Origin of the sequence: Microbacterium jepli, assembly GCF_047237905.1 — a bacterium.
Lineage (GTDB): Bacteria > Actinomycetota > Actinomycetes > Actinomycetales > Microbacteriaceae > Microbacterium.
In genome coordinates, this window is record NZ_JBDFLW010000005.1 from 2172836 (window position 1) to 2187662 (window position 14827).

The window sequence follows — 14827 nt, forward strand, 5'->3', positions numbered from 1 at the left end:
CGAGCCTACGCGTCGGCGTCGACGGCGGTCTCGGCCGCCGGGGTCAGGAAGCGGTCGTAGCCCTCATCCTCGAGGCGCTCGGCGAGCTCCGGCCCGCCCTCCTCCACGACGCGGCCCGCGACCATGACGTGCACGAAGTCGGGGTGGATGTAGCGGAGGATGCGCGTGTAGTGCGTGATCAGCAGCACACCGAGACCCGTCTCGGCCTTGGCGCGGTTGACGCCCTCCGAGACGATCTTGAGCGCGTCGACGTCGAGGCCGGAGTCGGTCTCGTCGAGCACGGCGATCTGGGGCTTGAGCAGCTCGAGCTGGAGGATCTCGTGGCGCTTCTTCTCGCCGCCCGAGAAGCCCTCGTTGACGTTGCGCTGCGCGAACTTCGGATCCATGCGGAGGTTTTTCATGGACTGCTTGACGTCCTTGGTCCACGTCCGGATCGACGGGGCCTCGCCGCTGACGGCGGTCTTGGCCGTGCGCAGGAAGTTGGTGACCGTCACGCCGGGGATCTCGACCGGGTACTGCATCGCGAGGAACAGGCCGGCGCGGGCGCGCTCGTCGACGGTCATCGCGAGGACGTCGTCGCCGTCGAGCGTGATGGAGCCACCGGTGACGGTGTACTTGGGGTGCCCGGCGATCGTGTACGCGAGGGTGGACTTGCCAGAGCCGTTGGGGCCCATGATGGCGTGCGTCTCACCCGTGCGGATGGTCAGGCTGAGGCCGTTGAGGATGGGCGTGGTGCCGGCATCCGTCTCGACCGTGACGTGCAGGTCGCGAATTTCCAGGACAGACATTCAGGCTTCTTTCGTGACAGTCGGGTCGATGAGCACGTCGTCGCCGTCGATCGTGACGGCGTAGACCGGGACGGGCTCGTACGCGGGGAGGTTGAGGGGCTTGCCGGTGCGCAGCGAGAAGGCCGAGCCGTGGGCCCAGCACTCGAGCGTGTCGCCCTCGACGAAGCCGTCGGAGAGGGAGATGTCGCCGTGGGTGCACACGTCGCCGATGGCGTGCACCTCGCCGGCCGAGTCGAGCACGACGGCGATGGGGACGCCGTCGACCTCGACGCGCAGGGCGGTGTCCTGCTCCAGGGCGCTCAGCGCGCAGACGCGGGAGGCGCTCATGCGGCGGCCCCCTGGACGAGGTCGCGCTCGATGGCGGCCGACAGCTCCTCCTCGAGGGCGGGGATGCCGAGCTTCTGGACGATCTCGGCGAGGAAGCCGATGACGACCAGGCGACGTGCCTGTTCCTCGTCGATCCCGCGCGCCTGCAGGTAGAAGAGCTGCTCGTCGTCGAAGCGTCCGGTGGCGCTGGCGTGGCCGGCGCCCTGGATGTCGCCGGTCTCGATCTCGAGATTCGGCACCGAGTCGGCGCGGGCACCGTCGGTGAGCACGAGGTTGCGGTTGGCCTCGTAGGAGTCGGTGCCCACGGCGTCGGGCCCGATCAGCACGTCGCCGATCCACACGCTGCGCGCGCCCGAGCCCTGCAGCGCGCCCTTGTAGAGCACGTCGCCGCGGGTGTTCGGGCCCTTGTGGTGCAGGTACACCTGGCTCTCGAGGTGCTGGCCGGCGTCGGAGTAGGACAGGCCGTACAGCTCGCCCTGCGAGCCGGGGCCGGCGAGTTCGACGGAGGGGTTGACGCGCACCACGGCACCGCCGAAGCTCACGACGAAGTGCCGGAGCAGGGCGTCCTTGTCGACACGGGCCTGGTGGGATGCCGCGTGCACCGCGTCGTCGTCCCACTCCTGCAGCGACACCACGTCGAGCCGGGCGCCGTCGCGCACGATGATCTCGACGTTCTGCGCGTGCTGCGCGGTGCCGGTGTGGCGGAAGATCACGGTCGCGCGCGAGTTGGGCATGGCCTCGACGACGACGTGCGCGTGCGCGACGCCGCCCGTGCCGGTGAGGCTCACCAGCACGGGGCGGTCGAGCTCCGCGTTCGCGGGGATGCGGAGCAGCGGCGCCTCGGTCTCCTGCGTCCATGCGATCGCCGCGGGCAGGTCCTCGGGCCGGAACACCTCGCCGCGGGGCGCCGCGCCGGCCGCGAGGGTCAGCTGCTCGACCTCGGCGGGGGCATCCACCGAGACGTCCATGACGCCGGTCGGGGCCGCCTCGTTGACGAACAGCGCCGTCAGCTTCGCGACGGGCGTGTACTTGAAGTTGACCTCGCGGCCCGTGGGGGCGTCGAAGTCCGCCGGGTCGAACGAGGACGGACGCTCGGAGCGGGTCTGCACGGGCACGAACGCCCCGTCGGAGTGCGCTGTGGAGCCAGGCACCACGACGGGTGCCTCGGTGGTGGTCGTCATCAGCCGACGGATCCTTCCATGCCCATCTCGATGAGCTTGTTGAGCTCCATGGCGTATTCCATGGGAAGCTCCCGGGCGATGGGCTCGATGAAGCCGCGCACGATCATCGCCATCGCCTCGTCCTCGGGCATGCCGCGGCTCATGAGGTAGAACAGCTGCTCTTCGCTGACCTTCGAGACGGTCGCCTCGTGGCCCAACTGCACGTCGTCGACGCGGATGTCGATCGCCGGGTAGGTGTCGGAGCGGGAGATCGTGTCCACCAGGAGCGCGTCGCAGCGCACCGTGTTGGCGGAGTGGTGGGCGTTCTCGTCGACGCGGACCTCGCCGCGGTAGCCGGCGCGTCCTCCGCCGCGGGCGATCGACTTCGAGACGATCGACGACTGCGTGTAGGGCGCCATGTGGATCATCTTCGCGCCGGCGTCCTGGTGCTGACCCGGACCCGCGAACGCCACGGACAGCGTCTCGCCCTTGGCGCGCTCGCCCACGAGGAAGATCGAGGGGTACTTCATCGTCACCTTGGAGCCGATGTTGCCGTCGATCCACTCCATCGTCGCGCCCTCGTGCGCGATCGCGCGCTTCGTGACGAGGTTGTAGACGTTGTTCGACCAGTTCTGGATCGTCGTGTAGCGCACGCGGGCGTTCTTCTTCACGATGATCTCGACGACCGCCGAGTGCAGCGAATCGCTCTTGTAGATCGGCGCCGTGCAGCCCTCGATGTAGTGGACGTAGGAGTCCTCGTCGGCGATGATCAGCGTCCGCTCGAACTGGCCCATGTTCTCGGTGTTGATGCGGAAGTAGGCCTGCAGCGGGATCTCGACGTGGACGCCCTTGGGCACGTACACGAACGAGCCGCCCGACCACACGGCCGTGTTCAGCGCCGCGAACTTGTTGTCGCCGGCGGGTATGACGGTGCCGAAGTACTCCTCGAAGAACTCGGGGTGCTCCCGCAGCGCGGTGTCGGTGTCCATGAAGATGACGCCCTGCTGCTCCAGGTCCTCGCGGATCTGGTGGTAGACGACCTCGGACTCGTACTGCGCGGCGACACCGGCGACGAGGCGCTGGCGCTCGGCCTCGGGGATGCCGAGACGCTCGTAGGTGTTGCGGATCTCCTCGGGGAGGTCCTCCCACGACTGCGCCTGCTTCTCCGTCGAGCGCACGAAGTACTTGATGTTGTCGAAGTCGATCTCGCTGAGGTCGGCGCCCCACGTCGGCATGGGCTTGCGCCCGAAGAGCTGATAGCCCTTGAGGCGGGTCTTCAGCATCCACTCCGGCTCGTTCTTCAGACCGGAGATGCCGCGGACGACGTCCTCGTTGATCCCGCGCTGAGCGAGGGCACCCGCCGCATCGGCGTCGTGCCAGCCGAACTCGTACTGCCCGAGGCTGTCCAGCTCGGGGCGATCGATGAGCACATCAGACATGGTCACACTCTCCTCCGGGCCTCAACGGTGTCATCCGCCCCGGCATTCCGGTCCCTGGGAATATCCCGGGGAAGGATGCCGCTCGCGGGCCCTCTCAAGTGGCGCCGTCCATCGCGCCTAAACTGTCAGGGGAGCACGACGCGTTTCGCGTACGCCTCCCGACCCTTCGATTCTACAGGTTCCGCTCCCCCTCCGGGCAGCAGGGACCCCCGCTCCCGCACCCTGCGGAGCACTCTCCCAGGAGGTGAGGAATGGCCGACACGCTCACCGCGCCGCGCCCCGACCGCCGCGGCGTCGCATCCCTGCTGCGTCGCCTCCCCGACCGCGTCGGGCGCCTCGCCCGGGTGTTCGCGTGGCTGGTGCTGATCAGCAACATCCTCATCGTCGGCACGGGCGGCCTCGTGCGCCTGACCGGCTCGGGCATGGGCTGCGACACCTGGCCGTACTGCACGGGCGGCTCCCTCGTGCCCACGCAGGAGCTCGGCGTGCACGGCCTCATCGAGTTCGGCAACCGCACCTTGACGGGCCTCCTCGTCGTCATCGCGCTCGTGGCCTTCCTGACCGTCGTGCGCACCGGCCGCCGCGACCTGCGCATCCTCACCCTCGCCAACGGAGTGGGCATCATCCTCCAGGCCGTCATCGGCGGCATCGTCGTGTGGCTGCACCTCCCGCCGACGCTGGTCGGCATCCACTTCGTCATCTCCGCGGCCCTGGTGGCCAACGCCGCCGCTCTCGTGGCCCGCGTGTCCGCACCGGGTCGTCCGCGCGTGCGCGCCGTCACGTCCTTCTTCTCCGCCCTGGCCCACGCCACGAGCGCGGCCGTGGCGGTCACGGTTCTGGTCGGCATCCTCCTCACCGGCTCGGGACCGCACGCCGGTGACGACGAGGCCGCGCGCAACGGCCTCGATCCCGTCCTGTGGCAGCACGTGCACTCGTGGCCGGCCTACGTCACCTTCGCCCTCACGATCGCGCTGCTGATCGCCTCCTGGCGCACGCCCGCGACCCTGCGTCTGCGACGCTGGGTCGGACTGCTGCTCGCGGTGGAGGTCGTGCAGATCGCCGTCGGACTGTGGCAGGCGCGCACCGGCCTGCCGATCGTGCTGGTGAACATCCACATGGTTCTGGCCGTGACCCTCGTGGCGGCGATGACCGCCGTGGTGATGCACCTGAAGCAGGACCAGGCGGCGCCCGCCGCCGCCTCCCCGCGCCGCCGGGCCACCGCCGGCGCGCACTGACATCGCATAGGAGACTCATCGCCCGCGCCGAGAGGTCGCCCGGGTGAGGGTGCGAGGGTCGTGAAGCCGCCGTCCGCGGCACCCCACACCCTGAGGAGTACTCCGCATGATCGTTCGTCCGAGCCTGACCCGCAGCATCCCGTTCTGGATCCTCCTCGTGGCCTCGCTCGCCGTGACCGTCGCAGGTGCGGCGATCGTCGCCACGACCCTGCCCGCCATGATCGCCGGCCTCGACGACCAGACCGCCACGGGTGGCCTCGTCTACGGCGGTCAGTCCTGGATCACCATCGGCTCCGGCCTGCTCGCCGCGGGCCTCGTCGGCCTCTTCGTGCTGCTGGCCCTGGCCGCCGCGCGCTCGTTCCTGCCCGTCGTGAAGCCGACCGCTGACGCGATCGAGGCCGACGACGCCGAGACCGGCGACGACACCGTGCTCGTGCGCACCGACGAGGTCGTCCCCGCCCGCGACGAGGTCCCCGCCGCGCGCTGAGGCCGAGCCGCGATGCCGTCGGCCCGGCTGCGCCTCAGAAGGGCAGCAGCGGGTCGACGGCGATCGCCACGAACAGCAGCGTCAGATACGTGATGGACGCGTGGAAGACGCGCATCGGCCGCGGCTCGGTGCCGCGCACGGCACGCGAGTACAGCCGGTGGGACTCGTAGAGGAACCAGCCGCCGAAGACGAGCGCCGAGACCGTGTAGACGAGGCCCATGGATGCCACGGGGATCAGCAGCAGCGAGCACGCCACCGTCGCCCAGGCGTAGAGGATGACCTGCAGTCCGACCTGCGAGCTGTCGCGCGTCGCGCCCAGCATCGGCACGTCGACCTCGTCGTACTGACGCGCGTACTTCATCGACAGCGGCCAGTAGTGCGGCGGCGTCCACAGGAACACCAGCAGGAACAGGATCATCGGCGTCCACGACAGCGAGCCGGTCACCGCCGACCAGCCGATGACGACCGGGAAGCATCCCGCGATGCCGCCCCAGACGATGTTCTGCTCGGTGCGACGCTTGAGGATCATCGTGTAGATGACGACGTAGAAGAAAATGGCCGCCGACGACAGCGCCGCCGCCAGCAGGTTCGTGGTGAGCCAGAGCCAGATGGTGGATGCCACGGCCAGCGTCCACGCGAACACCAGCGCTCCGCGCGGCGACACCTCGCCGGTCACGAGCGGGCGGTTCACCGTGCGCTGCATGTGCGCGTCGATGTCGCGGTCGAGGTACATGTTGAACGCGGCGGCCGAGCCGGCGCTCAGCGACCCGCCTATGACGGTGGCGAGCACGAGCCAGAGGGACGGAAAGCCGCCGTACGCCAGGATCATGACCGGAACGGTCGTGACGAGGAGGAGCTCGAGCACGCGCGGCTTCGTCAGAGCGACGTAGGCGCGGATCGTGCGACCGAGGGAGCGAGGGGCGGCCGGATGGGCAGCCGAGAGGGTGGAGGCACCCGTAGAGATGTCCATCGCCCCCCGTATCGTGCCGCGTCCCGGTCGTCGTCCAGTCTAAGGCATCGTCACACGACGTCTCGCGCTGTCCGGCCGGGCCGGTGACCTCGCTATGCTGAGTCTCAACGCGCGCCCAGTACGCCGACCCCCCTTTTTCCTCGCGAAGAGGGCCGCGGCACGGTCTTCTGAGGCGCTTCCTCGAGAAAGGCGGCCGGGTGTCGGATCTGCAGTGGGATGAAATCGACGAGCGCGCGGTGGATACCGTCCGAGTGCTCGCAGCGGACGCGGTGGAGAAGGTCGGCAACGGCCACCCCGGAACCGCCATGAGCCTGGCGCCCGCCGCCTACCTGCTGTACCAGCGGGTGCTGCGCCACGACCCGTCCGACACGCACTGGCTGGGGCGCGACCGCTTCATCCTGTCCGTGGGGCACTCTTCGCTGACGCAGTACATCCAGCTGTACCTGGGCGGCTTCGGCCTCGAGCTCTCCGACCTCGAGGCGCTCCGCACCTGGGGATCCAAGACCCCCGGGCACCCGGAGTACGGCCACACCGACGGCGTCGAGATCACCACCGGCCCGCTGGGCCAGGGCCTCGCCTCCGCCGTCGGCTTCGCCTACGCCGCGCGTTTCGAGCGCGGCCTCTTCGACCCCGAGACGCCCGCCGGTCAGTCGCCGTTCGACCACCACATCTACGTGATCGCGGGCGACGGCGACCTGCAGGAGGGCGTGACCAGCGAGGCGTCCTCGCTCGCCGGCCACCAGCAGCTCGGCAACCTCATCGCGATCTACGACTCCAACCAGATCTCGATCGAGGACGACACCAACGTCGCCTTCACCGAGGACGTCGCGAAGCGCTACGAGTCCTACGACTGGCACGTCCAGACCGTCGACTGGAAGAAGACCGGCCAGTACGTCGAAGACGTCGCCGAGCTCTACGCCGCCGTCGAGGCCGCGAAGGGCGTGACGGACAAGCCGTCGCTGATCATCCTGAAGACGATCATCGGCTGGCCATCGCCCGGCAAGCAGAACAGCGGCAAGATCCACGGCTCCGCGCTCGGCGCCGACGAGCTCAAGGCCACGAAGGAGGTGCTCGGCTTCGATCCCGAGAAGAGCTTCGTCGTGGAGGAGAAGGTCATCGAGCGCACCCGCGGACTCGTCGAGCGCGGCGCGCAGGCGCACGCCGAGTGGCAGACCTCCTTCGACGCGTGGGCGGAGGCCAACCCCGAGCGCAAGCAGCTGCTCGACCGCCTCGAAGCCGGGCTCCTCCCCGACGACATCGCCTCGGCGCTCCCCGTCTTCGAGGCGGGCACCGACGTGTCGACCCGCTCCGCGTCCGGCAAGGTCATCAACGCCCTGGCCGCGCGTCTGCCCGAGCTCTGGGGAGGATCGGCCGACCTGGCCGAGTCGAACCTCACCACGATCACCGACGCCAAGTCGTTCCTGCCGCCCGAGTGGTCCACCCACGAATGGTCGGGCGACCCGTACGGACGGGTGCTGCACTTCGGCATCCGCGAGCACGCGATGGGCTCGATCATCAACGGCATCAAGCTGCACGGGCCGACCCGCCCCTTCGGCGGCACGTTCCTGATCTTCAGCGACTACATGCGTCCGCCCGTCCGGCTCGCGGCGCTGATGGACGTCCCGTCGATCTTCGTGTGGACGCACGACTCCGTCGCGCTCGGCGAGGACGGCCCGACCCACCAGCCCATCGAGCAGCTCGCCTCGCTCCGCGCCATCCCGAACTTCACGGTGGTGCGCCCGGCGGACGCGAACGAGACCGGAGTGGTCTGGCTCGAGATCCTGCGCCGCAACGCCGGCCCCGCCGGCATCGCCCTGACCCGCCAGAACGTGCCGGTCTTCGCGCGCGGCGAGGGTGCGGCATCCGGTGACGAGCTCGCCTCGGCCCACGAGGCCGTCAAGGGCGCGTACGTCCTCGCGGAAGCCCCCGGGGGCACGCCGGACGTGATCCTGATCGCGACCGGCTCCGAGGTGCAGCTCGCGGTGGCCGCGCGCGAGACGCTGGCCGCCGAGGGGATCAACGCCCGCGTCGTCTCGGCGCCCGCGCTGGAGTGGTTCGACGAGCAGGATGCCGCGTACCGCGAGTCCGTCCTCCCGACCTCCGTGAAGGCCCGCGTCTCGGTCGAGGCGGGCATCGCCATGCCGTGGCGCGGCCTCGTCGGCGACCACGGCGTCTCGGTCTCGATCGAGCACTTCGGCGCCTCCGCCGACTACAAGACCCTGTTCGAGAAGTTCGGCTTCACCGCCGACGCCGTCGTCCAGGCCGCCCGCGACAGCATCGCCGCCGCCCAGCGGTGACGAAGAAGGAAGAAGCGCACGCATGAGCACCCCCACCGCCCAGCTGGCAGCCGCCGGAGTGAGCATCTGGCTCGACGACCTGTCCCGTCAGCGCATCATCACCGGCAACCTGGCCGATCTGATCGCCACCCGCAACGTCACCGGCGTGACCACCAACCCGACGATCTTCGCCGGGGCCCTGGCCAACGGCGAGTCCTACGCCGGGCAGGTGAAGGTGCTCGCCGAGCGCGGCGCCTCCACCGACGAGGCGATCTTCGAGATCACCACCGACGACGTCCGCGCGGCGTCGGACGTCTTCCAGCCGGTCTTCGCGGCCACGGACGGCGTCGACGGACGGGTGTCGATCGAGGTCTCCCCCGATCTCGCCCACGACACCGAGGCCACCATCGCCGAGGCCAAGAAGCTGGCCGCCGCCGTCGACCGCCCGAACGCGCTCATCAAGATCCCGGCGACCAAGGCGGGCCTGCCGGCGATCACCGAGGTCATCGGCGCGGGCATCTCCGTGAACGTCACGCTGATCTTCAGCCTCGAGCGCTACGGCGAGGTGATCGACGCGTACCTCGCCGGCGTGGAGAAGGCGAAGGCAGCGGGTCACGACATCACGACCCTGCAGTCGGTCGCCTCGTTCTTCGTCTCGCGCGTGGACACCGAGGTCGACAAGCGCCTCGCCGCCACCGGCACGCCCGAGGCCGAGGCGCTCAAATCGAAGGCCGGCATCGCCAACGCGCGTCTGGCCTACGAGCTGTTCGAGCAGCGCTTCGCCGACGACCGGGCGAAGGAGCTGCTCGCCGCGGGCGCCACCGTCCAGCGTCCGCTGTGGGCGTCGACCGGGGTCAAGGACCCGAACCTCCCCGACACGCTCTACGTCACCGAGCTCGTCGCGCCGGGCACCGTCAACACCATGCCGGAGAAGACGCTGCAGGCGACGTTCGACCACGGCGTGCTCGAGGGCGACACCATCACCGGCAACTACGCCGACGCCCACGCGGTGTTCGACCAGCTGGCCGCCGTCGGCATCGACTTCGCCGATGTGACGCAGGTGCTCGAGGACGAGGGCGTCGAGAAGTTCATCGCCTCCTGGCACGAGCTGCAGGAGACCGTCTCGACGGCCCTGAAGTCCTCGCTCCAGGGCGACGCATGACGTTCGACATCCGTCTGACCGGCCGCGCGAAGGCCGTGGTGGAGGAGACTCTGCCCGGCCTGGTCGCGGGCATGGTCGCCTCCGGCCTCACGGCGGGCGACACCACCCTGTGGGGTCCCGCCGCCGAGGACGAGGCCTCTCGCCGGCTCGGCTGGCTGCAGGCCGTGACGGTGTCCCGGCCGCTCGTGCCGGAGATCGAGGCGCTCCGCGCCGAGCTGGTCGAGGCGGGGCTCACCCGCATCGTGCTGGCGGGCATGGGCGGCTCGTCGCTCGCGCCGGAGGTGATCGCCCAGACCGCGGGCGTGCCGCTCCTCATCCTCGACTCCACCGCACCCGGCCAGGTGCTGAGCGCCATCGACGGCGATCCCGAGACCGGCGGTCTGGACCGCACGGTGCTCGTCGTCTCGTCGAAGTCCGGCTCCACCGTCGAGACCGACTCGGCGCGCCGCGCCTTCGAGGCGGCCTTCCGCGACGTCGGCATCGACCCGGCGCAGCGCATCGTCGTGGTGACCGATCCCGGCTCGCCGTTGGAGGAGTCCGCCCGCGAGGCCGGGTACCGCGTCTTCACCGCCGACCCGACGGTCGGCGGTCGCTACTCCGCGCTCACGGCATTCGGGCTCGTGCCCGCGGGGCTCGCCGGCGTCGACATCTCCGAGCTGCTCGACGAGGCCGACGCCACCCTGCTCGAGGTCGCCATCGACAGCCCGGAGAACCCCGCGCTCGTCCTCGCGTCCGCGATCGCCGCCGGCACCCCGCGCCGCGACAAGCTGGGTCTCGTCAGCGACGGCACGCACATCGTCGGGCTGCCGGACTGGATCGAGCAGCTCGTGGCGGAGTCCACCGGCAAGGCAGGCACCGGCATCCTGCCCGTCGTCCTTCTCCCGGTCTCCCCCGAGCTCGACACGCGTCCCGCCGACCTGCAGGTCGTGCGCTTCGTCGACGAGGCCGGACGCTTCCACCTGTTCGAGCGGCATGACGACGAGGTGCTGATCAGCGGCTCGCTCGGCGCGCAGTTCATCGTGTGGGAGTACGCGACAGCGATCGCGGGGCGCATCCTCGGGATCGACCCCTTCGACCAGCCCGACGTCGAGTCGGCGAAGACGGCCACCCGCGGGCTGCTGGAGTCGCGCCCGGAGACGTCGGCGCCGGCGTTCACCGCCGACGGCGTCGAGGTGCGGGTCAGCGACCCCTCCCTCGCCGCAGGCGGCACCCTGGCCGCGGCGCTGGATGCACTGTGGAAGCGGGTCCCCGCCGACGGCTACGTCGCCGTGCAGGCGTACGTCGACCGGTGGTCGCTCCCGCAGCTGCAGGGGCTCCGCGAGCTCATCGCTGCCGACTCCGGACGACCCACGACCTTCGGATGGGGGCCGCGCTTCCTCCACTCGACCGGGCAGTACCACAAGGGCGGTCCCGCCAACGGCGTGTTTGTCCAGATCCTCGAGAGCACCGACGTCGATCTGGAGATCCCCGGCCGGCCGTTCACGTTCGGCCAGCTGATCGCGGCGCAGGCCGCCGGCGACGCCGCGGTGCTCGCGGCCCACGGCCGTCCTGTGCTGACCATCACCCTCACCGATCCCCAGCCCGAAGTGCTCGCACTCTTCGAGGCCGCACAGTAGGAGTCCGATGACCGTCCAGATCTCGCGCGGGCACAACCCGCTGCGCGACCCCGAAGACGGGCGCCTCAACCGCATCGCCGGTCCGAGTGCGCTCGTCATCTTCGGCGTCACGGGAGACCTCTCCCGCAAGAAGCTCATGCCCGCCGTCTACGATCTGGCGAACCGCGGTCTGCTGCCGCCCGGGTTCGCGCTGGTCGGCTTCGCGCGCCGCGACTGGGAGGACCAGGACTTCGCCCAGGTCGTCTACGACGCGGTCCGCGAGCACGCGCGCACCGAGTTCCGCGAGGACACGTGGCGTCAGCTGCTCCAGGGCATCCGCTTCGTGCAGGGCACCTTCGACGACCCGGAGTCGTTCGCGCGTCTGCGTGAGACCGTCGACGCCCTCGACGTCGAACGAGGCACGATGGGCAACCACGCCTACTACCTGTCGATCCCGCCTAAGGACTTCCCGATCGTCGCGAAGCAGCTGAAGGACTCGGGACTGGTGGGCGAGGACGCCGGCGACGACGACTGCTGGCGCCGCGTGGTGATCGAGAAGCCCTTCGGGCACGACCTCGACTCGGCGCGTGCCCTCAACGACGCGCTGCGCTCGGCCTTCCCGACGGACTCGATCTTCCGGATCGACCACTACCTCGGCAAGGAGACGGTGCAGAACATCCTCGCGCTGCGCTTCGCCAACGAGCTGTACGAGCCGCTCTGGAACCGCAACTACGTCGATCACGTGCAGATCACGATGGCCGAGGACATCGGCGTCGGTGGCCGTGCGGGCTACTACGACGGGATCGGCGCCGCCCGCGACGTCATCCAGAACCACCTGCTGCAGCTGATGGCGCTCACCGCGATGGAGGAGCCGATCAGCTTCAACGCGAAGGACCTCCGCGCCGAGAAGGAGAAGGTGCTCGCCGCGGTGCGGCTGCCCGAGGACCTCTCCCTGGCCACCGCCCGCGGGCAGTACGCCGGCGGCTGGCAGGGCGGCGAGCAGGTGCTCGGCTTCCTCGAGGAGGACGGGATGAAGCCCGACTCGACGACGGAGACGTACGCCGCCGTCAAGCTCGAGGTGAACACGCGCCGGTGGGCCGACGTGCCCTTCTACCTGCGCACGGGGAAGCGCCTCGGCCGCCGTGTGACCGAGATCGCCGTCGTCTTCAAGCGCGCTCCGCAGCTGCTGTTCGGCCGCAGCCAGACGGAGGAGCTCGGCCAGAACGCGCTCGTCATCCGCGTGCAGCCCGACGAGGGCGTCACCATCCGCTTCGGCTCCAAGGTCCCCGGCGTCGGCACGCAGGTGCGCGACGTGACGATGGACTTCGGCTACGGCCATGCGTTCACCGAGGCGAGCCCCGAGGCCTACGAGCGCCTCATCCTCGACGTCCTCCTCGGCGACCCGCCGCTCTTCCCCCGTCACGAGGAGGTCGAGCTGTCCTGGAAGATCCTCGATCCCATCGAGGACTTCTGGGCGGAGCAGGGCGGCCCGCTGGAGCAGTACGCCCCCGGCTCGTGGGGTCCGGCATCCGCCGACGAACTGCTCGCCGGTGACGGAAGAACCTGGAGACGTCCGTGATCATCGATCTGCCCGACACCAACGTCAGCAAGATCTCCCGCTCGCTCGTGAACGTGCGGGAGGAGGGCGGCGCCGTGGCCCTGGGCCGCGTGCTGACGCTCATCATCGCCACGAAGGGCGGGCTCGAGGAGCAGGTCATCGAGGCGGCGAACGACGCCTCGCGCGAGCACCCGATGCGTGTGATCGTGCTGATCGTGAACGGCGGCGACGGTGATGACGCCGACGCGCGCCTCGACGCCCAGATCCGCGTGGGCGGCGACGCCGGCGCGAGCGAGGTCGTGGTGCTGCGCGCGTTCGGCGCTGCGGCATCCAATCCGGAGAGCCTCATCACCGGGCTCCTGCTGCCCGACGCGCCCGTCGTCGCGTGGTGGCCCGGCGAGGCCCCGCCGGTGCGCGCGGATTCGCCGATCGGACGCATCGCGCAGCGACGCATCACCGACGCCTCGACGCAGGACGACCCCGCCGCGTGGATCGCCGGGCTCGGCGAGAGCTATGCCCCCGGCGACACCGACTTCTCCTGGACGCGGCTCACGCGCTGGCGCGAGCAGCTCGCCGCCGTGCTCGACCAGCCGCCCTACGAGGAGGTCACCTCCGTCGATGTGCGCGGCGCCGCCGACTCCCCCTCGACGGCGCTGCTGGCCGCCTGGCTGCGCCTCAAGCTCGACGTGCCGGTGGCGTACTCGTATCTGCCCGCCGACGAGTGGCCGCACGGCATCAAGTCGGTGCGCATGACCCGTGCCGGCGGCGACATCGTCCTGGAGCGTCCGAGCCCCGGGATGGCGGTGCTCACGCAGCCAGGTCAGCCCAGCCACGACCTCGCTTTCCCCCGTCGCACCCTGCGGGAGTGCCTGGCGGAGGAGCTGCGCAGGCTCGATCCGGACGTCCTGTATGGTCGAGTGATCACCGAGGGCTGGTCGCTCTTGGACCCGCCGGAGGCAACGGAGACGAATGGCTGAGTTCTTCACCGAGAAGCGGGTCGTGATCAGTCCCGACACCGATCACCTCGCGGATTCGGTCGCCTCGCGCTTCCTCAGCCGGGTCTACAAGCGCAGCGAGACCGGCGAGACGGTGCACGTCTCGCTGACCGGCGGCACGATGGGCACTGCGGTGCTGCGCGCCGCGGCGGCCCGGCCGAAGGCGTCGAAGATCGACTGGTCGCGCGTGCACTTCTGGTGGAGCGACGAGCGGTTCGTGGCGCAGGACTCCGACGACCGCAACGAGAAGCAGGCCCGCGAAGCCTTCCTCGACGGCCTCGACATCCCGGCGGCGAACATCCATGCGATGGCGTCGACCGACAGCGGTCTGGATCTGGATGCCGCGGCCTCCGCCTACGCCGACGAGCTCGCGGCCTTCGCCCCGGCCAACCGCGCCGACAGCGGCCCCTGGCCGTCGTTCGACATCTGCTTCCTCGGCGTCGGCCCCGACGGCCACATCGCCTCGCTGTTCCCCGACCGGCCCGAGATCTCGCTCGTGGACGTCTCCACGGTCGCCGTCCGCGACTCCCCCAAGCCGCCGCCGAATCGCATCTCGGTCACCCGCCCCGTCATCAATTCGTCGCAGCGCGTGTGGATGGTGCTCGCCGGAGCCGACAAGGCCTCCGCCCTCGGGCTGGCCCTCGCCGGAGCGAGCTACCTCAGCGTCCCCGCCGCCGGGGCGAAGGGTCGCCGACGCACGGTGCTCTTCGTCGACGACGCCGCCGCCGCACAGGTTCCGCAGGAGCTCATCGATCGCGACTACTGAGCCGGACCACCGGACCGGACGGAAAAGGGAGAAGCGGATGCCGAGGCATCCGCTTCTCCCTTTTCGTGA

General features: G+C 70.1%; 13 protein-coding genes. 8 read left to right on the forward strand and 5 right to left on the reverse strand.

Annotated elements, in window-relative coordinates:
- Window positions 1-5: 5 nt before the first annotated feature.
- The 4 genes from sufC to sufB are packed head-to-tail and all read right to left on the reverse strand — an operon-like array spanning window position 6 to window position 3714.
- Window positions 6-788: a Fe-S cluster assembly ATPase SufC gene (gene sufC / locus ABC304_RS14555; RefSeq protein ID WP_412931684.1), complete on the reverse strand. Its 783-nt coding sequence runs from the start codon at window positions 786-788 to the stop codon at window positions 6-8.
- Window positions 789-1115, reverse strand: a complete 327-nt coding sequence (locus ABC304_RS14560; protein WP_412931686.1) for a non-heme iron oxygenase ferredoxin subunit — start codon at window positions 1113-1115, stop codon at window positions 789-791.
- A complete protein-coding gene (sufD, locus tag ABC304_RS14565) occupies window positions 1112-2296 on the reverse strand; it encodes a Fe-S cluster assembly protein SufD (RefSeq protein WP_412931687.1) in 1185 nt (394 codons plus the stop codon). The genes ABC304_RS14560 and sufD overlap by 4 nt, the downstream gene beginning before the upstream one ends.
- Window positions 2296-3714 carry a Fe-S cluster assembly protein SufB gene (gene sufB / locus ABC304_RS14570; protein ID WP_412931689.1) on the reverse strand — a complete coding sequence of 473 codons (1419 nt, stop codon included), beginning with the start codon at window positions 3712-3714 and terminating at the stop codon, window positions 2296-2298. The genes sufD and sufB overlap by 1 nt, the downstream gene beginning before the upstream one ends.
- 251 nt (window positions 3715-3965) lie before the next feature.
- Here sufB and ABC304_RS14575 point away from each other — a divergent pair, with 251 nt between their 5' ends.
- Window positions 3966-4949: a COX15/CtaA family protein gene (locus tag ABC304_RS14575; protein WP_412931691.1), complete on the forward strand. Its 984-nt coding sequence runs from the start codon at window positions 3966-3968 to the stop codon at window positions 4947-4949.
- A 106-nt stretch (window positions 4950-5055) separates the two neighbouring features.
- Window positions 5056-5436 (forward strand): dinucleotide-utilizing enzyme, encoded by a 381-nt coding sequence (locus ABC304_RS14580; protein WP_412931692.1) that lies wholly within the window; start codon window positions 5056-5058, stop codon window positions 5434-5436.
- Window positions 5437-5470: 34 nt separating this feature from the next.
- Here ABC304_RS14580 and ABC304_RS14585 read toward each other — a convergent pair whose 3' ends face one another.
- The gene (locus tag ABC304_RS14585) at window positions 5471-6406 is read right to left on the reverse strand and encodes a heme o synthase (RefSeq protein WP_412931693.1); all 936 of its coding nucleotides are present in this window, start codon (window positions 6404-6406) and stop codon (window positions 5471-5473) included.
- 197 nt (window positions 6407-6603) lie between these two features.
- On the opposite strand from ABC304_RS14585, the gene tkt reads away from it, so the two are divergent.
- Genes tkt through pgl form a run of 6 tightly spaced genes read left to right on the forward strand, consistent with a single transcriptional unit; the run spans window position 6604 to window position 14758 of the window.
- Window positions 6604-8703, forward strand: coding sequence for a transketolase (gene tkt / locus ABC304_RS14590; protein ID WP_412931695.1), 2100 nt, complete (start codon window positions 6604-6606; stop codon window positions 8701-8703).
- 22 nt (window positions 8704-8725) lie between these two features.
- Window positions 8726-9844, forward strand: a complete 1119-nt coding sequence (tal, locus tag ABC304_RS14595) for a transaldolase (RefSeq protein ID WP_412931697.1) — start codon at window positions 8726-8728, stop codon at window positions 9842-9844.
- Window positions 9841-11460, forward strand: coding sequence for a glucose-6-phosphate isomerase (locus ABC304_RS14600; RefSeq protein WP_412931699.1), 1620 nt, complete (start codon window positions 9841-9843; stop codon window positions 11458-11460). Before tal ends, ABC304_RS14600 begins: the two co-directional genes overlap by 4 nt.
- A 7-nt stretch (window positions 11461-11467) precedes the next feature.
- Complete coding sequence (gene zwf, locus ABC304_RS14605) at window positions 11468-13018, forward strand: glucose-6-phosphate dehydrogenase (protein ID WP_412931700.1); 1551 nt, start codon at window positions 11468-11470, stop codon at window positions 13016-13018.
- On the forward strand, window positions 13015-13974 hold the full coding sequence (locus ABC304_RS14610) for a glucose-6-phosphate dehydrogenase assembly protein OpcA (protein WP_412931702.1): 960 nt from the start codon (window positions 13015-13017) through the stop codon (window positions 13972-13974). The genes zwf and ABC304_RS14610 overlap by 4 nt, the downstream gene beginning before the upstream one ends.
- A complete protein-coding gene (gene pgl, locus ABC304_RS14615) occupies window positions 13967-14758 on the forward strand; it encodes a 6-phosphogluconolactonase (protein WP_412931703.1) in 792 nt (263 codons plus the stop codon). The genes ABC304_RS14610 and pgl overlap by 8 nt, the downstream gene beginning before the upstream one ends.
- Window positions 14759-14827 lie beyond the last annotated feature (69 nt).